Raw genomic sequence first — 23,266 nt, 5'->3', positions numbered from 1 at the left:
GCTTCTCGCTAACGGAATACACACGTATGAGACTTGCCTTGAGAACTTCTCTGGCGCTGCTTGCAGTTGCAGGCAAGCCGCTGTGCTCAGGGGAAGAGAAGAGCTCGGCGGTGGGCTCGCGGCCCTGTTCGTGTTGGAGACCGGCTTCGACCTCAATAGCGGCTCGCTTGCGCAAAGGAATCGCGCAAGCACCCAAGGCCTGATGTTCGGTCGCCAGGCATATGTGGGCTTGTCCAGCGCTTACGGCACCGTGTCGCTCGGACGTCAATATGACTCGGTTGTCGACTATGTAGGCCCGTTCGAGTCCGGCACACAGTGGGCGGGATATATCGGCGCTCATCCGGGCGATCTGGACAACCTCAACAACGCATATCGCGTGAATAACGCGATCAAGTTCACAAGTAAGTCATACTACGGAATTTCGCTCGGCGGCGTTTATAGTCTGGGTGGCGTGGCAGGCGCGGGCTCGCGCAACCAGTTGTGGTCGCTCGGCGCAGGCTACGCGAACGGCCCACTTACGCTGGGTGTCGGTTCACTGAACGCGCGCAATCCGAACGTCGGCTTCTTCGGCGACAACGGCGCGAGCACTCCACCTACCGCGAGCGCGAACTTCATCTCGTCGCCGGTCTACAGCTGCTACGCATCGGCGCGGACTACTTCCTGGCAAAGCGCACTGATGTTTATCTGATCGGCGTGTACCAGAAGGCTAAAGGCACCGATTCCACCGGCACGGCGGCGGTCGCGGGGATCAACAACCTGACGCCCTCGACGAGCGACCGTCAAAGTTCAGTCCGCGCGGGCATCCGCCACAAGTTTTAAAGCGATAGATCGAGCTCGAGCATGCATGCGCGTATGTATGTAAGGCATGTTCGCGTTCTCAAGCAAAGACCGTCATCCATACCCTGGATAGCCACGAGGAAAGTGCGTTATCCCGACGGCATCATATTCATATCCAGCTTGTTATCGACATCAGTTTTACTGAATATCCGGATAGTGAACCGCTCCGGGAATCGGGGAGTGCTGCGTTTCGTTTTTGACGGCGACAAACCGGGCTTCCGGCTGCTGGACCGCAGTCCAGATACCGCGCGCATCGGCCGCATCGGATTTGTTGCGCAAAACGAAGAGTCTCACTGAATGCGCTGCAATAAGCCTCAGTTCATGACCAAGCTTTTGCAGTTGCCGGGCCCAGTAATGTGCACCACCGCACGCTTCGCTGGCCACGAGTGAGCGCTCCCTCTTTGCCAGGAAATCCGCGACGTCACCTCGCTTGAGTTTCACTCGCCCGACCTTCCCGGCGGCAACGTCGACCGTATGCAACTGGAAGACAACCGGCATGACTCGATGGCATTCGAGCCCACGCTCGATGCAATTCCGGCGGTGTCAGGCTTGAATGGCCAGCCCTGCAAATGCTCGGGCAAGTTGCGTGCGGAAAAGGGCTATGAGTTCGCCCGCTGCCGACGTTAGCCTGGGGCAGCGTGGCAATGACGGCACGTGTCGCCCGTCGAGGCGTAGAAAGCAAAGAGCGGCTCGGACGACATCGCTGGGTGGTCGAACGCACGCGTGCCTGGTTTGCCGGATTCGGCAAGCTGCGCATTCGCTTTGAGCGTCGTCTCGACATTCATGTTGCGTTGCTCTTGGTAAGGAAATTGCACACGAATGGTGTGATAAAGGAAGGCGAAGATATCGAGGCAGATAAGGAAACCATTAAAGTTTCAACTTATAAAGATTAATGGTTCCCGTACCACGCGAGGCTGCCCTGTTTCGTTTACTGGCGCATCAGCGCCATCATCGCGCCGAAGCCGACAAACACGCCGCCCGTCACGCGATTGAACACTCTGGCCACGCGCTGGCTCTTCAGCGTTGCGCCGATGCGCGTGCCGAAGCTCGCGTAGACCAGATACCAGCTCACTTCACAGACCGCGAAAGTCGCGACCAGCACGCCGAATTGCGGCAGCGTCGGGCGGCTCGCGTCGATGAACTGCGGCAGCAGCGCGGCGGCGAACAGGATCGCCTTCGGGTTGCTGCTTGCCACCAGGAAGCCGTTGCGGAACAGCGTGGCGGCCGAACGCGTCGGACGGGCCGTGAGCGCTTCGGTCCCGGCATCGGCGTGTTCGTTCGACTCGACGGGCGCGCTCCACGCCTTGATGCCCAGATAGACCAGATAGCCCGCGCCGACAAAGCGCAGCACGTTGAACATGGTCGGCCATGCCTGCAGGAATACGCCGAGACCGGCGGCGGAAACGGCCAGCATCAGCACGAGCGCGGACAGGCAGCCGCCCATGGTCGCGCCGGTGCGGCGCAGGCCGTACTGCGCGCCGTGCGACATGATCAGCAGCATATTGGGACCGGGGATGGCGCAGACGACGAAGACGGTGGCGAGGAACAGCCACCAGGTATGGAGGTTCATTGCAACGGCCTGGCAGGGATCGAAAAAGGGAACCCGGATTATGCCAGCGCATGCAGCAGCAGGCAGGCGTGAATTGAGACGGTGAGCGGCAGGCGTGCGTCACGGGAAAGAAAAAAGCCCGCGTGGAGGCGGGCTTGAACCACGTCTAAGGAGACATGGAGGAGACAAATTCAGTATAGGTAAGCCTTTGATGCATCGCAATAAACATCCGAAGATTGAATCGTTAACCATTGTCAGAAACGGCGATTTATGGTTGCTCTGCTCGTCGCGCGCGTCGACAATGCATCAACGCCAGCGCCTCGCTTCTGTCCGGCAGCGAAGCGGGCGGTGGGAGAAGGGTGCAGCGGCAACGGAATTGCTCGAAGGCGGCATGTTGGCGATACCGCGTGGCGCCGCAGCGGCACCTCGACAGGCAAAAAAGCAGGGAAAGCAGGATCGGCAGGGTCGATGGGTGTGTGCTTCAGGCGTGATGCGCCCGAAGCGTCAACTGGCATGAACCGGAGGGGTCAAATGGGCATTCTGGACAAGGTAGGCGAAATCGCCGGCGCAGTGGCTGCCGTCGAAGCGACGGATAAGGTCGATCCGGACGCCGGTTTTCTGACCAAGGCCGCCGCAGCGGTGGCCGGTTTCGAGGGCGCCGGCGCGCTCGAAAAGCTGGTCGAAAAGAAAGAAGACGAGAAGCAGGCAGACGACGGCACGCAGCAAGCCGACGCCGGCGATGCTTCGGCGGATCCGCAAGCCTGAGGGCGGCACGGAGCCAGCAGAAGGAATACGCGTAGCGCCACGTAGCAACACCTGGCATCACGTAGCAGCGCGCGAAGAAACAGCACGGGGTTCCCGGACGCATCGTTTGAGGGAACGGCGCGAGCCGGATGAGAGTGGCAGGACTTCATGAGCCGCGGTTTTCGAACCGCGGCTTTTTTTCGTCCGTCGATGCGGTCCGTCGATGCGTCTTGCTCGCGCGGCTATTGCTTCACGAACACGAAGTCGCATTGCCGCGTAGTGGTGCGCGAGCCGGTGCCCGAGGCCGCGTCGAAATGGGCGCTGACGTTGTATTCGTAGGGCGTGAGCGGGTCCATATGACCGACCGTGTAGCCCGGCGCGCTCGTCAGGCCTTGGCCGATCAGCGTGGAACCGCCGTCCGGTTCGATCTTGCCGTCCAGTGTAAACCAGCCGCCGCGCCCTTTATTACCGCGCTCGCCGTGCAGCACGCCGTCCACCACCGTCGCCGGGAAGTGGAAGGTGTAGCTATAAGCGCCGTCCGGGCCGGTCTGGCAGGTGAGCGTCACGCTCCATGTGCCATCGAATTTTCCAGTGGCGCGAGCGCCCTGCATGCAGGGCGACGCGCCTGCGAAAGCCGCCGCTAGCACTGCCGCACGGGCGCCGCGCCGGAGGTGGATTGCTGGCATCGTTGGATCCTCCGCAAGTCGCGCGCGACTCAGCGCGAATTCACACTGGACCCATTCTGGGCGCAAGGTCCATTCCCGCGTGTGCGACGGCGCTCAGATTGCCCGCTTCGCCCGCCTTGCACGCTTAGCTCAGTTCACTCAGTTCGATTTTTTGCCGATGGCGTCGAGCTGCGCGAGCACGTCTTCGCTCAATTCGAGCGTTTCGGCCTGCATGTTTTCGCGCAGATGCGCCAGCGACGAGGTGCCAGGAATCAGCAGGATATTGGGCGCGCGATGTAGCAGCCAGGCGAGCGCAACCGTCATCGGCGTGGTGTCCAGCGACTGGGCAAGCGCCGACAGTGCCGACGACTGGATCGGCGTGAAGCCGCCCAGCGGGAAGAACGGCACGTACGCGATGCCTTGGGCGGCGAGGGTGTCGATCAGTGCATCGTCGGCGCGATTCACGAGGTTGTAGTGGTTCTGCACGCAGACGATCGGGGCGAAGCGGCCCGCATCGGCGATCTGCTTTGCCGTCGCGTTCGATATGCCGATATGGCGCACGAGGCCCCGCTGGCGCAGCGTCGCGAGCGCTTCCATCTGGCGCTCGATCGGGCCTTCGGACGGCTGATGGATGTCGCCCATGATGCGCAGGTTCACGATATCGAGCACGTCGAGGCCCAGATTGCGCAGGTTGTCGTGCACGGCGCGCTCGATGTCCGCGGGTTCGAGTGCGGGCAGCCACGCGCCTTTGTCGTCGCGCACTGCGCCCACCTTGGTGACGAGCGTCAGATCGGCGGGATAGGGATGCAGCGCCTCACGGATGATCTGGTTGGTCACGTGCGGGCCGTAGAAGTCGCTCGTGTCGATGTGGTTTACGCCCAGCGCAAGCGCCTCGCGCAGCACCGCGACGGCTTGCGCGCGGTCCTTCGGCGGCCCGAATACGCCCGGACCAGCCAGTTGCATGGCGCCGTAGCCCATGCGGTTGACGCTGCGGCCGGCCAGCGGAAAGGTGCGTGCGGGGGATTTCGTCGATTGCGTCATTGCGTTCTCCTCGAAAAGGGATGGCGCCAGTATGGTCGCTCTCGCGCTGTTAGATAATCCCAGTCGATCCGCACGGCTTGTGCAAAATTTTGCACAATGGACCCAGTGCTTTACGCCCATCATCGACTGCCATGAACCCGGAAAGTCCTCAGGAAACCCGCGCCCAGCCGAACCTTGCCTTCGAGATGAACGATCTCGTCGCGTTTGCCGCCGTCGCGCACGCCGGTGGCTTTCGCGATGCGGCGCGCGCCGGCGGCGTGTCGGCTTCCAGTCTGAGCACGGCCGTGCGCCGGTTGGAGACCAGGCTTGGCCTGCGCCTGCTGAACCGCACCACCCGCAGCGTCGCGCCCACCGAGGCCGGCCAGCGGTTGCTCGACACCATCACGCCGCTGGTCGCCGAGATGAAAGCCGCGCTCGACGTCCTCAACGGTTATCGCGACCGTCCCGCCGGGGTGCTGCGCCTGAACGTGCCTGCCAATGTCGCGCGCAATGTGTTGCCGCCGATCCTCGCGCCGTTCGCGCAGGCGTACCCGGAAATTCGCGTGGAAGTGATGGTGGAGGATGGTTTCGTCGACGTCCTGCAAGTGGGCTGCGACGCCGGCATCCGCTATGACGAGCGGCTCGATCAGGACATGATCGCGCTGCCGATCGGGCCGCGCACGCAGCGTTTCGCCACGGCGGCGTCGCCTGCCTATCTCGCCGCGCGCGGTGTGCCCGAACATCCGCGCGATCTGCTGGGCCATGCGTGTTTGCGCGTCCGGTTTTCGGGCGGCGCGATGGCGATCTGGGAATATCAGCGCAACGGCGAAACGCTGCGCGTGGATCCGCCGGGACAACTGGTGGTGAAGCCCGCCGCATCGCTTGATCTCGCGGTGGAAATGGCCTTGCGTGGCGCGGGTGTCGTGGCGTTGTTCGAGGACATGCTGGCGCCGCATTTCGAAAGCGGCGCGCTCGTGCCGCTGCTCACCGAATGGTGGCCCGAATTTTCCGGACCGTTTCTCTACTATCCGGGGCGGCGGCATGTGCCCGCGCCGCTCAGGGCCTTCATCGATTTTCTGAAATCGAAGGATGATTCGTCATCCTCTTGATCTGCCGGGCGAGCGGCGCGCGCCAGGTTTGCGCGAGCAGCACGCCCGCGAGCGCCGTGACGCCGCCCAGCAGGTGATACGCGTGCAATTGCTCGCCGAATACGCTCACGGCCAGCGTCGCCGTGAACACGGGCAGCAGGTTCATGAACATGCTGCAGCGGTTCGGCCCGAGATGCTTGACGCCCTGCATCCAGAAGAACGGCAGCACGACCGACGCCAGGGACCCCGCATAGGCGATCAGCGGCAGGCTCGCGCGGCTGGGCAGCGCATCGGCGAGCGGCAGGCGCGAGAGCGGCAACAGCATGAAAAGCAGCGCGGCGATGGCCTGAAAATACGTGGATTGCCACGACGGCAAGCCCACGTGCCAGCGCCGCAGCAGCACGCCATAGAGCGCATAGGCGAGCGCCGCGACCAGCATCAGCAGATCGCCGGTATGGACGCCGCCCGCGAGCAGCGCGGCAGGGTGGCCCGCCGTGATGAGCCACACCAGGCCAGCGAACGAGAGCAGGCCGCCGCTGGCCATGCCGGTGGTGGGCGGCTCGCCGAGCAGCGCGACCGAGAGCAGCATCGTGAGCAGCGGCACGAGCGCGGTCATGATCGACATGTTGGTCGCCGTGGTGGTCTTCGCCGCCGCGTACGAGAGGCACTGGAACAGCGCCATGGCGAGCAGGCCGAGGAATGCGAGCTTCGGCAATTGCGGCAGGATCGCGGCGCGGTTGCGCCACGCGGCGGCGGGCACGAACAGGCTCATCAGCGTGACGGCCAGCACGAGACGCCAGAAGGTGATGGCGTACGGATCGATGGTGTGTGCGGAAAGCCTCGACACCATCACGTTGCCGGACCACAGCAGAATGGCGATGAGCGGGAAAAGCGCGTGGCGCGGGGAAGGAGCGGCGGACATCGAGTCGGTTCTCACGAGAGCTGAAGGAGCCCCGATCATGCGGGCGTAGCCGGGTGCCCGTCATGCGCTAGAATGGCCAAAGCTATCGCAAAAATGCCAGACCGGCAGCGTAAATAATGATCGCCATTCCTCCCGCCGATATCCACGTTCGCTTCGAAGACACACCAATGCCGGTTGCGGCGCTGGCCGCCGATTATCCGCATGGCGCGTTTATTGCCACGCATCGGCACCGGCGCGCGCAACTGCTCTATGCGATCGAAGGCGTGATGCTGATCGAGGCCCGCGCGGGCCGTTGGGTCGTGCCGCCCACGCGGGCGGTGTGGCTCGACGCGGGGCTGGAGCATACGGTGCGCATGAGCGGCAACGTGCGCATGCGCACCGTGTTTATCGAGCCTGGCGCGGCTGAAGGCTTACCGCAGGGCAGTTGCGTGGTGGATGTGCCGCCGCTGCTGCGCGAGCTGATTCTCGCCGCCGTGGACGTGCCGCTGGACTATGCGCCGGGCAGCCGTCACGACTGGCTGATGCGTCTGCTGCTGGCGGAGCTGGCCGTGATTCCGCGCCTGCCGCTCTATCTGCCTTGGCCTGCGCGCGCGCGTCTGCGGCGGCTATGCGATGCGATCGTGGCTGCGCCCGAGGCCGCGCATGAAATCGCGCACTGGGCCGCTGAGCTGGGCATGGCCGAGCGCACGCTGCACCGCGTATTCCAGCGCGAAACCGGCATGACGCTCGGGCGCTGGCGTCAGCATGCGCGGCTTTTCCTGGCGCTGGAGCGCCTCGCGCACGGAGAGAAGATCGTGAATGTGGCGCTCGATCACGGCTATGCAAGCCAGAGCGCATTTGCCGCCATGTTCAGGCGGCATTTTGGCGTTGCGCCTTCGGCGTTTTATCGCTGAAGGCGCGTGAAGCAGGGGCGACGCCGTCGTCAGGCGACCTTGGCCTTGTGCCAGCCGAATTCGACGAACACGCGGCACAGTTCGACCATGCCCTTGGCGTCGACGTCGTCGAAGCGCGCGAGGTGCGGGCTGTCCACGTCCCACACGCCGATCAGCGTGCCGTCAGCGGCGACCAGCGGCACCACGATTTCCGATTGCGAAGCCGAATCGCAGGCGATATGGCCCGCGAAGGCATGCACGTCGGGCACGACCTGGGTTTCGCGCGTCTTCGCGGCCGTGCCGCACACGCCTTTGCCGAGCGGAATGCGCACGCAGGCCGGCTTGCCCTGGAACGGGCCGACCACCAGTTCCGTGCCGTCGAAGAAGTAGAAGCCGGCCCAGTTGAGCCCTTCCAGCGAGTTGAACACGAGCGACGCGAAGTTGGCCGCGTTCGCGATCGCATCGGTTTCGCCTTCGATCAGCGAACGCGCCTGGGCGGCGAGCGTTTCGTAGAGGGCGGATTTATCGGCGGGCAGAGCGTCGGAAAGCGAAAACATGGCGTAAGACCTGAAAAAACCGGGTTGAGCGGCGGCGCTTAAGCCGGCGCGAAGTGCAAGGGCGCAAGTTTAGGCCACTTTGCGGGTTTTTGCCGAGGGGCGGGGCGGCCGGGGCCTGATCCGCTTTCGTTGGCGCCCAGCCAGCAACGTCCGCCCACGGCCGTCAAGAGCGCGCCGGTCACGCTGTCGCGCACAGCTTTGCGCCGCACCAGCACGCCGCGCGCAACGGGGTGCGAGGCTGGCATGGCCATCGAGCAATACCACGCGCGGGAAATGACGATTGCGAGCGCAACGACCGTGATGTCGAACCAGATCGGCGCGTGCGTGCGCACCATCAGCGCGAAGATGCTTCCGTAGAACGCGATGCCTTTGAGTAACTCATGCCGGCCACGCAGCTATTTTTCGCGGCACGCCAGCCGGAGTTCGACGCGATGGCGGGCCAACGCCCAGGTGCCTGAAAATCCGCGTATTCCGCGCATACGTTTGCGTTGCAATTCGCATCACTGCCAGTAAATATTGCTGATCAGCCTTGCTTTTAAGGGCCCCATCTCACGCTCCGCTAACGGGCGTGCGGCTCTCTTCATGCACGCGGCATTTCGCGCTGAAAAAACATTCTGACGGACTACCAGGCGAATTGACGAAGTGCGCGTATAAATCACGTCTTATCGATGTAATGAGCGAAAAATCTCCGTCTAGAATTTCATAAAACGCAGCGAAATCAGGGGTGACATAAAAATTCGTGTTCACGCCGCAGGGCAACTGCCTGGTTGAAAAGTACGCATTTGTCTTCAGGAAAAAAATGCGCACGCCGTAAACGTGAGTAGATGCGTCAGTAATTGTTTTGAATACGAAATGATGCATTGCAAACCGGACGAAATCGCGGACCACCGCGACGAGAGACGGGAAGTTAAATACACGATGCGTCGCTAAAAGACGCCGATGCCTGAGAGAGGGCCGATGCGATGAAACTGAAACTCCTGACGAGCGTACTGACAATCGCGCTGATTAGCGGCCCCATCACGGGCGTCGCGGACGCCGCGACTTATTCGAACGGCACCGCCACGGCGACGTTCCTCGTTTCCCTGACCTTGCAGGCCAACTGCACGATCACGGCCAACCCGCTCGCCTTCGGCACCAACGGCGTGCTGACGACTGCGCTGAACCAGCAGACCACGGTGGCTGTCGATTGCACCAACACGACGCCGTACAACGTCGGTCTGGATGGCGGCACGGTGAGCGGATCGACGGTGACCAGCCGCCTGATGGCCGGCACCGCAACCGGCAATACCACCACCACGGTGGCGTTCCAACTCTACCAGGATTCCGGCCACACTACAGTCTGGGGCAATACGCAGGGCACCAACACGGTGGGCGGCACGGGCTCGGGCAGCGCGCAGTCGATCAACGTCTACGGCCAGATTCCGGTGCAGGCCACGCCGCGTCCGGACACCTATCAAACGACCGTCACCGCGACGGTCTATTTCTAGACGCGGGGCACACCATGCGCGTGCTCCATCGCCTCCTTAACCTCGTGCTCGCCGGGGCTGCGGTAGCAGCGAGCCCAGGCAGCGCCCAGGCCGCCACGCTGCAGATTTCGCCCGTCATGGTCGATCTGCCCGCGCACGCCAACGCAACCGGTCTCACGCTGCGCAATTCCGGCAGCACGCCGATTTACGGCCAGGTGCGTGTCTATCGCTGGAGCCAGTCAGGCGGCGAGGATACGCTCACGCCCACCCAGGAGATGGTCGCCAGCCCGCCGCTGATCGAGATCGGCGCGGGCGCGGAGCAACTCGTGCGTCTGGTGCGCACCTCGCCGGCCGCGAGCAACGTCGAGCAGAGCTATCGCATCCTGATCGACGAACTGCCCGAGCCCGATGCCGCGCCTTCCAATGGCGTGGCAATCCGGCTGCGCTACTCGGTACCGGTGTTCATCGATCCGGGCAGTGGCTCCACGGGGCAGCCGAATCTGGCGTGGCATCTGCGTCATGCCGATGCGGGCTGGACGCTCGAAGTCGCGAATACGGGCGCTCGCCGCGCGCAAATTGCGGGTGTCGAGATCGTCGATGGCGCGGGCCATGCCTTCCCCATCAACCGTGGCCTGCTTGGCTATGCACTGGCCGGTTCGATGCGCCAGTTCCAGCTCGCGCTGCCTCGGTCCGTCGATCTCAACGGCACGCTCACGGTTCGCGCCGCAGTCAATGCACAGCAGACCGAAGCGGCTGTCCTGAGTCACTAGGCGCTTTCGTTTCGCCCGGTTTCTGCGTGCCCGCCCGCGCCCTGGCGCACGGCGGCGAGGCGAGGCCGTGTGCGTGCCTGAAAGGCCCGCTGCCTTTTCCATCATGTTTTCCCTGCCGCTTGCTGCATTCGATGCGGTATTCATCGGCCAGACAGATTCGAAAAGGATTGCCAATCAATTGACGCGGCGCCTCAAGCGAGGGACTGCAGATGAACTGAAGGCGATTTCGCTCGCTGCCGCGCTCTTCTTCTTCTTCTTCTTCTTCTTCTTCTTCTTCTTCTTCTTCGCGCAAACGTGCGCGCGTGCGCAGGAGCCCGCTGCGCCGTCTGACGCGTCGCCTGCCGTGCTGCCCGACACCGTGCTCAATCCGCCCGCCGAACCCAATGCCTCGCTGGCCGGCCGCCCTCGTGCGGGCGCGCTGCCGCCGCACAGCGACCTGTACCTCGAAGTCACGCTCAATGGCGACCGTACGGCGCTGATCGCGCATTTCCGTCAACGCGATGGACGCCTGTATGCCGAGGCCGCCGATCTGGACATCATCGGCCTGCGCGTGCCGGACATGCCTATCATGCCAGCCGGCACGCCAAAGCAGGCGGCCAACACCGAGATCGCGCTCGACAGTCTGCCGGGTCTGCATTATCGCTATGACGAAATGAGCCAGTCGATCGCCATCGAAGCGCCCGATGCGCTACGCAAAGCCTATGTGTTCGACACGCGTGCGCTCGAAAAAGCCCCGCAGGCCAGTGCTTCGCGCGGCTTCGTGTTGAACTACGACGCCTATGTGGAAGACGCCGGCAGTACCCAGTCCGCGCTCTGGTCCGAGCAGCGCTACTTCGATCCGCATGGCGTGCTCAGCAATACGGGCACCGCGTATCTCTATAGCTCGATGCATCGCTACGTGCGTTTCGATACCTCCTGGCAGACCTCGAACGCGACCACACTCACCACCGCGCAGGTCGGCGACACGATTTCATCATCGCTGGAATGGAGTCGCTCGTTGCGCATCGGCGGCTTCCAGTGGCGCAGCAACTTTGCGCTGCGGCCCGATCTCGTCACCTTTCCGGTGCCTTCGCTTTCGGGCTCGGCCGTGGTGCCCTCGTCGGTCGATCTCTACGTGAACAATGTGAGGCAGTTTTCCGGTTCGGTGCCGGGCGGCCCGTTCGTCATCAGCAACGTGCCCGGTATCACGGGGGCGGGCGAGGCGACCGTCATCACGCGCGATCCGTTGGGCCGCGCGGTGGCGACCACGGTGCCGCTCTATATCGACACGCGTCTGCTCGCAGCCGGTCTGTCGAGCTATTCGGTCGAGGCGGGCTTTTTGCGCCGCGATTATGGCGTCGAGTCCTTCAACTACGATTCAAAACCCGTTGCGAGCGCATCGATGCGGCACGGGATCAGCGATCGCCTGACCGTGGAGGCGCACGCCGAAGTCACGGGCGGCCTCTACGACGCGGGCGCGGGCGCGCTGGTGCGCCTCGGCCAGATGGGCGTGATCAATGGCTCATTGGCGGCTTCGACCGGGCATCTCACCGGCGCACAGGTGGGACTGGGCTATCAGCTCATCACGCAGGCGTTTTCCGTCGACCTGAGCACGCTGCGCGCCACGCGCCATTACGGCGATCTGGCTGCGCGCGACGGCACGCCCGTGCCGCTCGCTACCGATCGCGCCACGCTTAGCGTGCCCTTGCCAGGCAGCCAGACCGTTGCGCTCAGTTACATCGGCTATCGATACCCCGATGTGGCGGCCTCGCATATTGGTTCGGTATCCTATACGGTGAATCTGCGCAATCTGGTGTCGCTGAGCGTGTCGGCGTTTCGCGATTTTTCTTCGCGCAGTTCGTCGGGGGTATTCCTGAGCGCGAGCATGGGACTGGGCGACAGGACGTCGATCAATGCCAGCGCCGGACGCCAGAACGGCGAGGGCACCTGGAACGTCAATGCGGCGCGCGCGCCGGACTACGACGGCGGCTGGGGCTGGACCGTGCAGGACGGCGGCAACCACGCATCGCACTATCAGCAGGCGCAGGTGCAGTATCTGGGCCGCTACGGGCAGGTCACCGCGCTCGGGCAGGCGCTCGATGGGCGCATGGCGGGTTCGCTCGATATTACCGGGGCGCTGGTCGTGATGGATGGCGCGGCACTGCCCGCACGCCGCATCGACGATGGTTTCGCGCTGGTGTCCACCGACGGCCTCGCGGGCGTGCCGGTGCTGCATGAAAACCGCGTGATCGGCACGACGGATTCGCACGGCCACTTGCTGGTGCCCGACCTCAACGCCTGGCAGAACAACCTCATCAGCGTGGACAGCATGGGCCTGCCCGCCCAGGCGCATATGGCCACCACGCGCGCGAACGTCGTGCCGCAGTCGCAATCGGGCGTGCTCGCGAGCTTCAGGGTCACGCAGTACCGCGCGGCTTCGCTGATTTTGCGCGGCCCGGACGGCGCGTATCTGCCGGCCGGCGCGCGCGTGCATCACGAAGAAAGCGGTACGGACACGATCGTCGGCTACGACGGCCTGACCTTTATCGAAAACCTGCAAACCGACAACCATCTGAGCGTGACGGCGAGCGGCAAGAACGTCATTCATTGCGCTGCCAGCTTCCGCTATGTGCGCCCGACCGATGGCTCGCTGCCCACTTACGGCCCGCTCACCTGCCAGACCGTTTCCGGAGACTCCCCATGAGCCGTTCCCGACATCGCCTCGCGATGCTGTTCGCCAGCGTGCTGCTGTGTGTAGCGGCTGCGCTCATGCCGGGCCGCGCGCACGCGCAGACTTGCACGGCGACGGTTTCGAGCATCAGCTTCGGCACCATCAGTCCGATCAACCGCGCGGCCGTCAACGGCTCGGGCACGATCAACGTGACCTGCTACTGGACGGTGGTGTCGCTCGCGCCAACCGCGCTCGTGTGCCTGAATCTCAACGCCGCGCAGCCACGCGTGCTGACGCAGGCGGGCGGCACGGCGACGCTGCAATACGACCTCTACAGCGATCAGGCGCATTCGATTTCATGGGGATCGACTGCAGCGGCCACCACGCCGATATCGGTCACCCTCCAGCAGCCTTTATTGGGGACGAGCGCAACGGTATCGATACCGTATTACGGGCAGATCGCCGCGAACCAGGCCACCGTGCCAACCGCCAATAACGCCGATACCACCTATTCGCACGCCTTCAGCGGCGGTGAGACATCGCTGCTGTACGGCTACTATCTGCTCGGCATCCTGGGGCCGCCGGGCTGCTCGTCGCTCACCACGAGTGGCGGATCGCTGCCGTTCACCTCGACGGCCAACGTCACCAACAACTGCAACATCAGCGCGAGCAACATCGTGTTCCCGGCGGCGGGCGTGCTCAGTAGCGCGTTATCGGCCACCGGCACGATCACGGCGCAATGCACCAATGGCGATGCGTTCAAGATCAGCCTGAACGGCGGAGCCAGCAATCAGGTCAATGCGCGCACGATGGTGTTGTCAGGCGGCAACGCTACGGTCGGCTATCAGATTTATTCGGATGCACAGCACACGACGCTCTGGGGCGATGGAACCAATGGCACGAGCGCTGTCTATGGAACCGGTTCCGGCAATACCGCTTCTTTCACGATGTACGGCGTGGTGCCTGCGCAGAACACGCCACAGCCGGGCAATTACACGGATAGCGTGACAGCAACCATCAGTTTCTGAATGGCTTGCTGGCTTGAGCGTCGGCCCGCACTTTTTCAATGCGCCCCCTATCTTCCGACTTATCGGGTTATACCCTAATGCTATTTCGCGCCTGTGAGGACTCTGGTATAACTGCGCTCCCAAGCTGAGTACGTTTTAGCACGGCGAAAAATCATGGTCCCAGATAATGCGGATCGCAAGCGGTGATGAGGAGTGCCATGGCGCGCGTGGTAGTGGTGGGCAGCATCAATATGGACATGGTCGTGACGACCGATACGTTTCCCCGTCTTGGCGAAACGCTGTTCGGCACGCGTTTTTCGACCTTTCCCGGTGGCAAGGGCGCGAACCAGGCGGTTGCTGCCGCGCGCCTGGGCGCTCAGGTCACGATGATCGGCTGCGTGGGTGCCGATGCGTTTGGCGAGCAGATGAAGCAGACGCTCGCACGCGAAGGCATCGACGTGAGCCATATCCGCACGGGCCAGGAATCGACCGGCATAGCGTCGATCACGCTTTCGGGCGCCGATAACGCCATCATTGTCGTGCCCGGCGCGAACAACGAACTCTCGCCCGAAGATATCGACCGCGCCAGCGACGCCTTCGCGCAGGCCGATGTGATCCTCGCGCAACTTGAAACGCCGATGGACACGGTGCTGCACGCAGCGCGCCGCGCCCGCGAACACGCCAAGCCTTTTTTCCTCAATCCCGCACCTGCCGTTGCGCTGAGCGACGAACTCGTTTCGCTCACCACGCTGCTGACGCCGAACGAACATGAACTCGCCACCGCCTTGCAGACGCCTTCGGGCTGGTGGGCCGAAGTGCTTTCACGCATGCCTGGCCGCATTGCGATGACGCATGGCAAGGAGGGCGCGTACTTCACCCACGCCGACGGCACGCTCGTGCATCAGCCGGGCTTCGCGGTGGAAGCGGTCGACACGACCGGCGCGGGCGACACCTTCAACGGTGCGATGGCGGCGTTCTGGCATCTGGGCATGGCTGAAGCGGTGCGGCGCGCGAACGCGGCCGGCGCGCTTTCCGTGACGCGTGCGGGCGCACAGGGCGGCATGCCCACGCTCGCCGAACTGGAGCAGTTCCTGAGCCAGCAGTCCTGATCGGTTTCAAGCACAGCAATACCCATGAAAAAACAAGGACACCTGAATCGCGACATCGCGCGCGTGCTGGCCGGCATGGGCCATACCGACAGCCTCGTGATCGCCGATTGCGGTCTGCCCATTCCGGCAGGCGTCGAATGCATCGACGTTTCGCTCACACTGGGCGTGCCGGGTTTCTTCGACGTGCTCGATAGCATCCTCGCCGACTTCAAGGCCGAGCGTGCGGTGTTCGCGAGCGAGGCGCAGACGCACAACGCCGCCGTGGTTGAGAAAAGCCGCGAGATGGCAGCCGCGCAGATCGCCATCGAAGCCGTGCCGCACGAAGAATTCAAGCGCCGCTGCCGCGAAGCGAAAGTGGTGATCCGCACCGGCGAATGCAGTCCTTATGCGAATGTGATCCTGCATTCGGGCGTGATCTTCTAAGAGGTCCATGATGCAAGTGATGATGCAGGGCATCGGCAAGGCGTTCGGTCCGGTGCGTGTGCTCGAAGGCGTCGATTTCCATATCGAGGCGGGCGAGATCCACGCGCTGATGGGCGAAAACGGCGCTGGCAAATCGACGCTGATGAAGATTCTCAGCGGCGTCTATCAGGCCGACGCGGGCCAGATTCTCATCGACGGCCGCGCGGCGACGATCCGCAATACCGTCGAAGCCGAACGCGCGGGCATCGCCATCATCCATCAGGAACTCAACCTTATCGCGCAACTGACGGTGATGGAGAACCTGTTCCTCGGACGCGAGCCGCACCGTTTCGGCATGGTCGATACCGCGACCATGCGCCGTGAAGCGCGCAAATGGCTCGACAAGGTCGGCGCGCAGCGCATCGATCCGCAAACCGAGGCGGGCCATCTGTCGATCGGCCAGCAGCAGCTGGTGGAAATCGCCAAGGCGCTCTCGCTCAACGCGCAGGTGCTCGTGATGGACGAGCCCACGGCGGCCCTCACCAGTCGCGAGATCGACACGCTGTTCGAGATCATGCAGTCGCTCAAGGCGAGCGGCGTGGCCATCGTCTACGTCTCGCACCGCATGGAAGAGATCTTCCGCATCTGCGACAAGATCAGCGTGCTGCGCGACGGCCACTTCGTGGGCGAGCGCGCGATCCCCAATACGAATTTCGACGAGATCGTCCGGCTGATGGTTGGGCGCGAACTGGGCGAGCGTTTTCCGAAGCGCAGCCATACGCCCGGCGACGTGCGCATGCGCGTGAACGATCTCGCCGACGAAGGCCACGTGAGCGGCATTACCTTCGATGTTCGCGCGGGCGAGGTGCTGGGCATCGCCGGTCTGATGGGCGCGGGGCGCAGCGAAATCCTGCGCACGCTATTCGGCGTGAATCGCAAGACTGCGGGCACCGTCACGCTCGACGGCCAGCCGCTTGAAGTACGCGATGCGTGCAGCGCGATCGAGGCAGGCATCGCTTTCGTTACGGAAGACCGCAAGCGTCAGGGTCTGGTGCTCGGCATGTCGGTGCGCGAGAACGCCACGCTCGTGCATCTGGACAGCTACGCGAAGCTGGGTTTCGTCAACGAGAAAGCCGAACGCAGCGCCGTCGATGGTCTCATCAAACAGTTGCGCGTGCGTACGCGCGACGCGGAACTCGATGTGAAGTCGCTCTCGGGCGGCAATCAGCAGAAGGTGGTGTTCGCCAAGTGGCTCGCGAAGCCGCCCAAGGTGCTGCTGCTCGACGAGCCCACGCGCGGTGTGGACGTGGGGGGCAAGGCCGAGATCTACGCGATCATCAACCAGCTCGCCCAGCAGGGCGTGGCCATCGTGATGGTGTCGTCCGAATTGCCCGAAGTGCTGGCGATGAGCGACCGCATCCTGGTGATGCACCAGGGCCGCCAGGCGGGCCTTTTCGAAGCGGCTACGGCCACCCAGGAGCAGATCATGACTGCCGCAGCCGGCGGACATGCAGCGCCAGCCCCGGCTGAACCGGCAGCGGCCTGAACGCACTACGTCGCATTACGTCGCGCTGCGTCCCGCTACGTCGCACCACGCCGCGCGGCGCGCTCACACCTTATTCCAGGCAACCAAGCGAGACATTCCATGTCGCAACTCACCATGACCCCCGGCAGCCGGGCGACGCTGCAAAAGCTCGGACCTTTCATCGCACTGCTGATCATTGCGGTGGCGCTGTCGATCGTGAGCCCCAACTTTCTCACGCTCGATAATCTGCTCAACGTGATGCGCCAGGCGTCGATCAACGCGCTGATTGCCTTCGGCATGACGCTTGTGATCCTGCTGGGCGGCATCGATCTGTCGGCGGGCTCGGTGCTGGCGCTGTCGTCGGTCATCATCGCCACGCTGCTCAGTTCCGGCACGAACGCGCTGGTCGCCACCGTGGCGGGTCTAGCCGCGGGCGGCCTGATGGGCCTCGCCAACGGCATCGTCATCAGCAAGGGCAAGGTCGCGCCGTTTATCGCCACGCTCGGCTCGATGACTGTGCTGCGCGGTCTCGCGCTGGTCGTCTCGAACGGCAGCCCGATCAGCAGCTTCAACAGCGACTTCTTCTCGCTGCTTGGCGGCGGTTACGTTGCACGCCTCGTGCCCATTCCCGTCGTGCTGATGCTGGTGATGTTCGGCGTGTTCTGGGTGCTGCTGCGCAAGACCGTGTTTGGCCGTCATATTTACGCGACGGGCGGCAATGCGGAATCGGCGAAGCTTTCGGGCGTGAGGGTCGATCGCATCCAGTTGTGGGTCTATACGATTTCGGGCGTGATGTCGGCGCTCGCGGGCGTGGTGCTGACTTCGCGTCTGAATTCGGCGCAGCCGACCGCGGGCACCGGTTACGAGCTTGACGCGATTGCCGCCGTGGTGCTGGGCGGCACCAGTCTCACGGGTGGCCGTGGCTGGATCTTCGGCACCCTGGTGGGCGCTTTGTTGATCGGCGTGCTCAATAACGGTTTGAATCTGCTGGACGTGTCGTCGTTCTATCAGCAGGTCATCAAGGGCGGCGTGATTCTGCTCGCCGTCCTGATCGACCGTGGCAACAAGAAGTCGTCGTAAGTCTTGACGGTATTTCCTGCATCGCGCGCCATGTTGGCGCGATGCCTCGATCCAGATCCAGTAGCAATCCTTAGCATCATTGTTTTTCGATCCACACTCCACACATTAAAACGAGGAGGAAGACTATGCACAAGCCGTTCCAGCCGTCGCTTTCGAAGATGTTCGCCGCGCTCGTCGCCGGTTCGCTCGCACTGGGCCTTGCGGCCTGCTCGAAGGAAGGTCCGGGCAGCAGCCAGGCGGATGCAGCCAGCGGCGCGTCGGCCGCCGCTGCGGCATCGGGCGCGCTGACCGTGGGCCTGTCGATCTCGACGCTCAACAACCCGTTCTTCGTGTCGCTCAAGAAGGGCGCGGAAGACGAAGCGCAGAAGGATGGCGTCACGCTGATCACTGTAGATGCGCAGAACGACCCGGCCAAACAGCAGGCCAGCGTCGAAGATCTGATCGAAAAGAAGGTCAACGTCATTCTGATCAACCCGACCGATTCGTCGGCGGTGGCCAATGTGGTGAAGGAAGCCACCAGCAAGGGCATCAAGGTGATCTCGCTCGACCGCAGCGTAAACGGCGCGGAAGTCAGCTCGCATATCGCCTCGGATAACAAGGCGGGCGGCAAGATGGCGGCCGGTTTCCTGGCCGACAAGCTGGGCGGCAAGGGCAATATCGTCGAACTGCAGGGCATCCCGGGTTCTTCGGCGGCCAACGAGCGCGGCGCGGGCTTCGACGATGAAATCGCGGCCAGGGGCGGCGTGAAGATCGCCACGAAGCAGCCGGCCGACTTCGACCGCGCCAAGGGTCTTTCGGTGATGGAAAACATCATCCAGAGCAACAAGGACATCCAGGGCGTGTTCGCACAGAACGACGAAATGGCGTTGGGCGCAGTGAAGGCGCTGCAGGCAGCGGGCCTGAAGAACGTGGCCGTGGTGGGCTTCGACGCCACCGACGACGCGATCGCCGCCGTCAAGGCCGGCCAGATGGCCGCGACCGTGCAGCAGCAGCCGGAACTGATCGGCCAGTATGGCGTGCAGACCGCGAAGAAGCTTGCGGACGGCCAGACGGTCGACAAGTTCATCCCGGTCCCGCTGAATCTGTACAAGCAGCAGTAATTCCCGCATTCATTGCTGCAGTAAGTTGATGCACTGAGTCACTGCGTACAATTGCATCGATAAATCCGGCACGCTCCGTTTGTTTTACGGAGCGTGCCATTCTGTTGTACGCTTTCACGCAGCTAGCGCCCGGAACGTTGCGCTGGCCGCAATCCCTCGTCTTTCACGGCAGTCCCCAATTCTTTCCCCACACAGCAGGAAGCCCGCGTGTCCCAGTTCGAGCGTTTGACCATCGACGACATTGCCCGCCTCGCCGAGGTCTCGCGCACCACGGCCAGCATGGTGCTCAATGGCAATGCCGAGCGCTACCGCATTTCGGCGGCGACGGTCGAGCGTGTGCTGCAGGTGGCGCGCGACAATCACTTCACGCCCTCGCAGTCGGCGCGATCGCTGCGCTCGCGGCGCAGCAACACCATTGGCCTCGTGATTCCCGATCTCACCAACTCGGCGCACGCGGCGCTCGCGCAGGCGATGGAATCGCAATGCCGCGAGCAGTACCGCTACCAGCTGGTGATCGTGACGAGCGACGAAGACCCGGCGCGCGAAACCGAAGGCATCGCGCATCTGGTCTCGCATCAGGTGGACGGTCTGGTGGTGGTGCCGTGCACGGCCGATGCGCCGCGCTATGAAAAATGGGTGAAACGTTTGCCGCTTGTTTTCGCCGATCGCCGTGTGGAAACGAGCGCGATTCCCTATGTGATTACCGATGCCACCGAAATCGTCGCCACGCTGGTCGGCGAGGCCCTGGCCCAGGGCGCGCGTGAAGTGGTGTACTTTGGCGGCCAGCCCGAGCTTTCCGCCAGCCGCGACCGTCTGGCCGGTTATCGGCAGGCCTTGCATACGCATGGCCTGGAAGTGCGGCCCGATTGGGTATTCGAGCGCGATTATCAGCGCGAATCGGGTTATACGCTGATGAAGGCATGGTTCGAGGCGCATGGCCGCTTTCCCGAAGCGCTGTTCGCGGGCTCGATCACCTTGCTTGAAGGCGTGCTGGAATTCGTCAACGAAGCCAATGCGCTTGCGCAATCGCCAGACCGCCTGATGATCTTCGATGATCATCAATTGCTCGACTGCCTGCCGCTGCAGATCGATGCCATCGTGCAGGACAGCGCGCAGCTTGCCGCGCATAGCCTGCGTTGCGTGTTCTCGCTGCTTGAAGGCGATGCGCCGCCTGAGTCGCTTCAGGTGCCTGCGCAGATCCACTATCGGCGCAAGCGCTAAACCCGTTACGCGAAGCGTGCCGTCTACAGGTTGTCCAGCCCGCCGACCTTATCGGCGTTTTCGAGCGCCTTGCGCTCGCGGCGCTCCTCGTTGCCGCGCCGCGCGCGTTTGCGCTGGCGCGACAGCGCGCTGATGACTTCACCAGTGCTGGCGTGGGCCGGGATCTCGTTGCGGATCAGATTGGCCACCATCGGGAGGCCCTGACGCTGACGCCGCAGCGCACGCGCAATCGCGTTGCGGCAGGCCTGACCGTGGCAATCCCACTCGTCGCGCATTATTCCGCAGTATTGGCATTTATCCATCGATTCAGTTTACCCAAAATCGCGTGATGCTTTTGGGGAACGATCCCGCCGCCCAAGTCACGCAAGTCGCGCAAGTCGCGCAACTCACGCACTTCACGAATGCGCGGCATCCGGCGATAAGGCTTTGCGCGCGGCCGTTATGATGGGGCTCGCACTGTGGAGACCCGCACCATGAATCACCGCAGAACTCTCTGCCTGGCGATATTGGCGGCAGCGGCATGTCCGGCGTTTGCCCAGATAGCGGACGGCAACGCCAACACCCTCTATGTGAGCGATTTCGAACTGGACGACGCCAGCGTCAGCGCCGATAAAAATCCGCTCGACAATGCGCGGCGTCCTGGGGGCGGGCTGCTGCCCAGGCCGCTGCTGCGCCGGGACAAGCCGCAAACGCGCGCGAGCGACATTGTCGAGCAGTTAGCGCAAGCGCTGGTTAGCGATCTGCGCCGCGCGGGACGGGATGCGCGCCGCTTGCCCGCCGGCGTCACGCCGCCCGCGCAAGGCTGGCTGGTGCGCGGCGTGTTTCTCGATGGCGATGAGGGCAATCGCCTGCGGCGGGCGATGGTGGGCTTCGGCGCGGGAGCCAATGAAGTCGATCTGGCCGTGGCCATCGACGATCTTTCGAAACAAACGCCCGCGCCGCTTTATCAGGTTATCGAGAGCCATTCGAGCACGTCGAAACCGGGCGCGGGTGCGGCCATCGCGCTCAATCCCTACGTGGCCGCCGCGAAGTTCGTGATGGCGCGCGGCGATCAGCACAAGACCGTCGAGCATGCGGCCAGCGAAGTATCCGATGCCGTGCTCGCGCGCGTGAAGGCAGCGCCTTGAGCGCGCGGTTGCCCCGTCAATTGCGCGCCGGAATCTCCAGCCCGCGCTTCACAGCCGGACGCGCGACGAACGCTTCCAGCACACGCTGCACGTTCTTGAAGTCCTTGAAGCCAACCAGATCGCCCGCTTCGTAGAAGCCGACGAGGTTGCGCACCCACGGGAAGGTAGCGATATCGGCGATGGTGTAGTGATCGCCCATCAACCAGGCGCGGCCCTCCAGACGCTGCTCCAGCACGCCCAGCAGGCGGCGCGATTCGGCGACGTAACGCTCGCGCGGTCGCTTGTCCTCGTACTCCTTGCCCGCGAACTTGTGGAAGAAACCGAGCTGGCCGAACATCGGCCCGATGCCGCCCATCTGGAACATCAGCCACTGGATCGTCTCGTAGCGTTCGCGGCCTTCGCGCGCGAGGAACTGGCCGGTCTTGTCGCCGAGCCAGATCAGGATCGCGCCCGATTCGAACAGCGCGAGTGGCTGGCCGTCCGGGCCATGCGGATCGATGATCGCGGGAATCTTGTTGTTGGGGTTCAGCGAAACGAATTCGGGCGAGAGCTGATCGTTGGTATCGAAGCGCACCAGATGCGGCTCGTAGGCGAGGCCCGTTTCTTCGAGCATGATCGACACCTTCACGCCATTGGGCGTGGGCAGCGAATAGAGCTGGATGCGCTCGGGATGCTGCGCGGGCCACCTGGCGGAGATGGGGAAGGCGTTGAGATCGCTCATGGGCTGTCCTGTAACGAGGCGAAAAGGGGGCGCGCAACGGGGGCGTGCGACGCACCGAGGCGAGACAGTGTAGAGGAAATGCCGCCGGCGCGCAGACGTCGCCCGAATGGCGCACGGTCTGTGCGGATGCGCCGTGCGCCATTGTTCCGTTATGGCTTTATTGCTTCGGAATCAGCCCTTCCGCGCCCAGCGCCGCCTGCACGGCGGGACGCGCGGCCACGCGCTTCTGGAACGTGAGCACCGCAGGGAACGCGGACAGGTCGAGGCCGACGTGCGCGGCCCAGTTGGTGACCGTGAAGAGATAGGCGTCGGCAGCAGTGAAGTGATCGCCGACCAGCCACTCATGCTCGGCCAGACGCTTGTCGAGCAGGCCGTATTGACGCTGCAATGCGGCGATGGATTCGGCGCGCACGCTATCCAGTGAGTTCGGATTGAAGAGCGGCGAATAGCGCTTGTGCAGTTCCGTGCTGATGAAGCCGAGCATTTCCTGCAGACGATAACGCGCGATCGAATCGTGTGCGGGTGCGAGGCCGCTGGCGGGATTGCGGTCGGCGAGATACTGCATGATCGCCGGGCCTTCGGTGAGCAGCTCGCCATTGTCGAGTTCGAGCGCGGGCACGCAGCCCTTCGCGTTGATCGTGCGGAAGTCCTTGCCGCTGGCGGTCTCTTTGTTGCCGAGGTTGACTTGATCGAGTTCGATGTCGAGACCGGCTTCGCGCGCGACGATATGCGAGGCAAGTGAGCACGCACCCGGGGAGAAATAGAGTTTCATCGTGAGTCCTGGTTTAAACATACACACACGTAAGCACCGCGCGCGTCCTGCAAGCGACGCGC

23 protein-coding genes and 3 pseudogenes are annotated in these 23,266 nt (G+C 63.5%); 17 read left to right on the top strand and 9 right to left on the bottom strand.

Annotated elements, in window-relative coordinates; translation table 11 throughout:
- Window positions 1-85 precede the first annotated feature (85 nt).
- Window positions 86-819 (top strand): annotated as a pseudogene (locus F4827_RS27325) (porin); the annotation flags it as partial.
- A 195-nt stretch (window positions 820-1,014) separates the two neighbouring features.
- On the opposite strand, the pseudogene F4827_RS27320 reads toward F4827_RS27325, so the two are convergent.
- Window positions 1,015-1,335: pseudogene (locus tag F4827_RS27320) on the bottom strand (IS110 family transposase); the annotation flags it as partial.
- On the opposite strand from F4827_RS27320, the pseudogene F4827_RS35565 reads away from it, so the two are divergent.
- Window positions 1,327-1,730 (top strand): annotated as a pseudogene (locus F4827_RS35565) (transposase); the annotation flags it as partial. The pseudogenes F4827_RS27320 and F4827_RS35565 overlap by 9 nt on opposite strands.
- Before the next feature lie 35 nt (window positions 1,731-1,765).
- Here F4827_RS35565 and F4827_RS27310 read toward each other — a convergent pair.
- Entirely contained in the window at window positions 1,766-2,407 is a 642-nt protein-coding gene (locus F4827_RS27310; protein WP_183729894.1) for a LysE family translocator, read from the bottom strand.
- A gap of 510 nt (window positions 2,408-2,917) precedes the next feature.
- Here F4827_RS27310 and F4827_RS27305 point away from each other — a divergent pair.
- Entirely contained in the window at window positions 2,918-3,151 is a 234-nt protein-coding gene (locus tag F4827_RS27305) for a hypothetical protein (RefSeq protein ID WP_183730128.1), read from the top strand.
- 221 nt (window positions 3,152-3,372) lie between these two features.
- Here F4827_RS27305 and F4827_RS27300 read toward each other — a convergent pair whose 3' ends face one another.
- Together F4827_RS27300 and F4827_RS27295 are read right to left on the bottom strand one after the other, a co-directional pair.
- Window positions 3,373-3,816 (bottom strand): hypothetical protein, encoded by a 444-nt coding sequence (locus F4827_RS27300; protein WP_183729891.1) that lies wholly within the window; start codon window positions 3,814-3,816, stop codon window positions 3,373-3,375.
- A gap of 138 nt (window positions 3,817-3,954) precedes the next feature.
- The gene (locus F4827_RS27295) at window positions 3,955-4,836 is read right to left on the bottom strand and encodes an aldo/keto reductase family oxidoreductase (RefSeq protein WP_183729887.1); all 882 of its coding nucleotides are present in this window, start codon (window positions 4,834-4,836) and stop codon (window positions 3,955-3,957) included.
- Window positions 4,837-4,967: 131 nt separating this feature from the next.
- Between F4827_RS27295 and F4827_RS27290 the strand changes: the two genes are divergently transcribed.
- Window positions 4,968-5,924 (top strand): LysR family transcriptional regulator, encoded by a 957-nt coding sequence (locus F4827_RS27290; RefSeq protein WP_183729883.1) that lies wholly within the window; start codon window positions 4,968-4,970, stop codon window positions 5,922-5,924.
- Here F4827_RS27290 and F4827_RS27285 read toward each other — a convergent pair.
- A complete protein-coding gene (locus F4827_RS27285; RefSeq protein WP_183729880.1) occupies window positions 5,881-6,825 on the bottom strand; it encodes a DMT family transporter in 945 nt (314 codons plus the stop codon). The two genes, F4827_RS27290 and F4827_RS27285, sit on opposite strands and share 44 nt — an antisense overlap.
- A gap of 116 nt (window positions 6,826-6,941) precedes the next feature.
- On the opposite strand from F4827_RS27285, the gene F4827_RS27280 reads away from it, so the two are divergent.
- Complete coding sequence (locus F4827_RS27280) at window positions 6,942-7,718, top strand: helix-turn-helix transcriptional regulator (RefSeq protein ID WP_260175458.1); 777 nt, start codon at window positions 6,942-6,944, stop codon at window positions 7,716-7,718.
- A gap of 29 nt (window positions 7,719-7,747) precedes the next feature.
- Here F4827_RS27280 and F4827_RS27275 read toward each other — a convergent pair whose 3' ends face one another.
- Window positions 7,748-8,254, bottom strand: a complete 507-nt coding sequence (locus tag F4827_RS27275; protein WP_183729878.1) for a GAF domain-containing protein — start codon at window positions 8,252-8,254, stop codon at window positions 7,748-7,750.
- A gap of 129 nt (window positions 8,255-8,383) precedes the next feature.
- On the opposite strand from F4827_RS27275, the gene F4827_RS27270 reads away from it, so the two are divergent.
- The 11 genes from F4827_RS27270 (at window position 8,384) to F4827_RS27220 (ending at window position 20,584) form a co-directional block, all read left to right on the top strand.
- The gene (locus F4827_RS27270) at window positions 8,384-8,611 is read left to right on the top strand and encodes a hypothetical protein (protein WP_183729875.1); all 228 of its coding nucleotides are present in this window, start codon (window positions 8,384-8,386) and stop codon (window positions 8,609-8,611) included.
- Between the two features lie 605 nt (window positions 8,612-9,216).
- Window positions 9,217-9,741, top strand: coding sequence for a spore coat U domain-containing protein (locus F4827_RS27265; RefSeq protein WP_183729872.1), 525 nt, complete (start codon window positions 9,217-9,219; stop codon window positions 9,739-9,741).
- 14 nt (window positions 9,742-9,755) lie between these two features.
- Complete coding sequence (locus F4827_RS27260) at window positions 9,756-10,490, top strand: molecular chaperone (RefSeq protein ID WP_183729869.1); 735 nt, start codon at window positions 9,756-9,758, stop codon at window positions 10,488-10,490.
- A gap of 178 nt (window positions 10,491-10,668) precedes the next feature.
- Window positions 10,669-13,173, top strand: coding sequence for a fimbria/pilus outer membrane usher protein (locus F4827_RS27255; RefSeq protein ID WP_260175457.1), 2,505 nt, complete (start codon window positions 10,669-10,671; stop codon window positions 13,171-13,173).
- The gene (locus F4827_RS27250; RefSeq protein ID WP_260175456.1) at window positions 13,170-14,168 is read left to right on the top strand and encodes a spore coat U domain-containing protein; all 999 of its coding nucleotides are present in this window, start codon (window positions 13,170-13,172) and stop codon (window positions 14,166-14,168) included. The genes F4827_RS27255 and F4827_RS27250 overlap by 4 nt, the downstream gene beginning before the upstream one ends.
- Before the next feature lie 197 nt (window positions 14,169-14,365).
- Window positions 14,366-15,256, top strand: coding sequence for a ribokinase (gene rbsK, locus F4827_RS27245; protein WP_183729863.1), 891 nt, complete (start codon window positions 14,366-14,368; stop codon window positions 15,254-15,256).
- 24 nt (window positions 15,257-15,280) lie between these two features.
- Window positions 15,281-15,679, top strand: coding sequence for a D-ribose pyranase (gene rbsD / locus F4827_RS27240; protein ID WP_183729859.1), 399 nt, complete (start codon window positions 15,281-15,283; stop codon window positions 15,677-15,679).
- Between the two features lie 7 nt (window positions 15,680-15,686).
- Window positions 15,687-17,204, top strand: coding sequence for a sugar ABC transporter ATP-binding protein (locus F4827_RS27235; protein ID WP_311674605.1), 1,518 nt, complete (start codon window positions 15,687-15,689; stop codon window positions 17,202-17,204).
- Window positions 17,205-17,303: 99 nt separating this feature from the next.
- Window positions 17,304-18,263 (top strand): ABC transporter permease, encoded by a 960-nt coding sequence (locus F4827_RS27230; RefSeq protein WP_183729856.1) that lies wholly within the window; start codon window positions 17,304-17,306, stop codon window positions 18,261-18,263.
- 125 nt (window positions 18,264-18,388) lie between these two features.
- A complete protein-coding gene (gene rbsB, locus F4827_RS27225; protein WP_183729853.1) occupies window positions 18,389-19,363 on the top strand; it encodes a ribose ABC transporter substrate-binding protein RbsB in 975 nt (324 codons plus the stop codon).
- A gap of 207 nt (window positions 19,364-19,570) precedes the next feature.
- Complete coding sequence (locus tag F4827_RS27220; RefSeq protein ID WP_183729849.1) at window positions 19,571-20,584, top strand: substrate-binding domain-containing protein; 1,014 nt, start codon at window positions 19,571-19,573, stop codon at window positions 20,582-20,584.
- A 23-nt stretch (window positions 20,585-20,607) separates the two neighbouring features.
- Here the strand turns inward: F4827_RS27220 and F4827_RS27215 are convergent, their stop codons facing one another.
- Window positions 20,608-20,886, bottom strand: coding sequence for a hypothetical protein (locus F4827_RS27215; RefSeq protein WP_183729846.1), 279 nt, complete (start codon window positions 20,884-20,886; stop codon window positions 20,608-20,610).
- Window positions 20,887-21,057: 171 nt separating this feature from the next.
- On the opposite strand from F4827_RS27215, the gene F4827_RS27210 reads away from it, so the two are divergent.
- On the top strand, window positions 21,058-21,711 hold the full coding sequence (locus F4827_RS27210; protein ID WP_183729843.1) for a DUF4410 domain-containing protein: 654 nt from the start codon (window positions 21,058-21,060) through the stop codon (window positions 21,709-21,711).
- Window positions 21,712-21,727: 16 nt separating this feature from the next.
- Here the strand turns inward: F4827_RS27210 and F4827_RS27205 are convergent, their stop codons facing one another.
- Both F4827_RS27205 and gstA read right to left on the bottom strand, forming a co-directional pair.
- The gene (locus F4827_RS27205; protein ID WP_183729840.1) at window positions 21,728-22,432 is read right to left on the bottom strand and encodes a glutathione binding-like protein; all 705 of its coding nucleotides are present in this window, start codon (window positions 22,430-22,432) and stop codon (window positions 21,728-21,730) included.
- Between the two features lie 157 nt (window positions 22,433-22,589).
- On the bottom strand, window positions 22,590-23,204 hold the full coding sequence (gene gstA / locus F4827_RS27200) for a glutathione transferase GstA (protein ID WP_183729837.1): 615 nt from the start codon (window positions 23,202-23,204) through the stop codon (window positions 22,590-22,592).
- Window positions 23,205-23,266: the final 62 nt, after the last annotated feature.

The sequence above is a fragment of the Paraburkholderia bannensis genome (assembly GCF_014200455.1).
Classification (GTDB): Bacteria; Pseudomonadota; Gammaproteobacteria; order Burkholderiales; family Burkholderiaceae; genus Paraburkholderia; species Paraburkholderia bannensis_A.
Note: the sequence above shows the minus strand (reverse complement) of the source record. Positions and strands in the feature narration are given on the sequence as shown.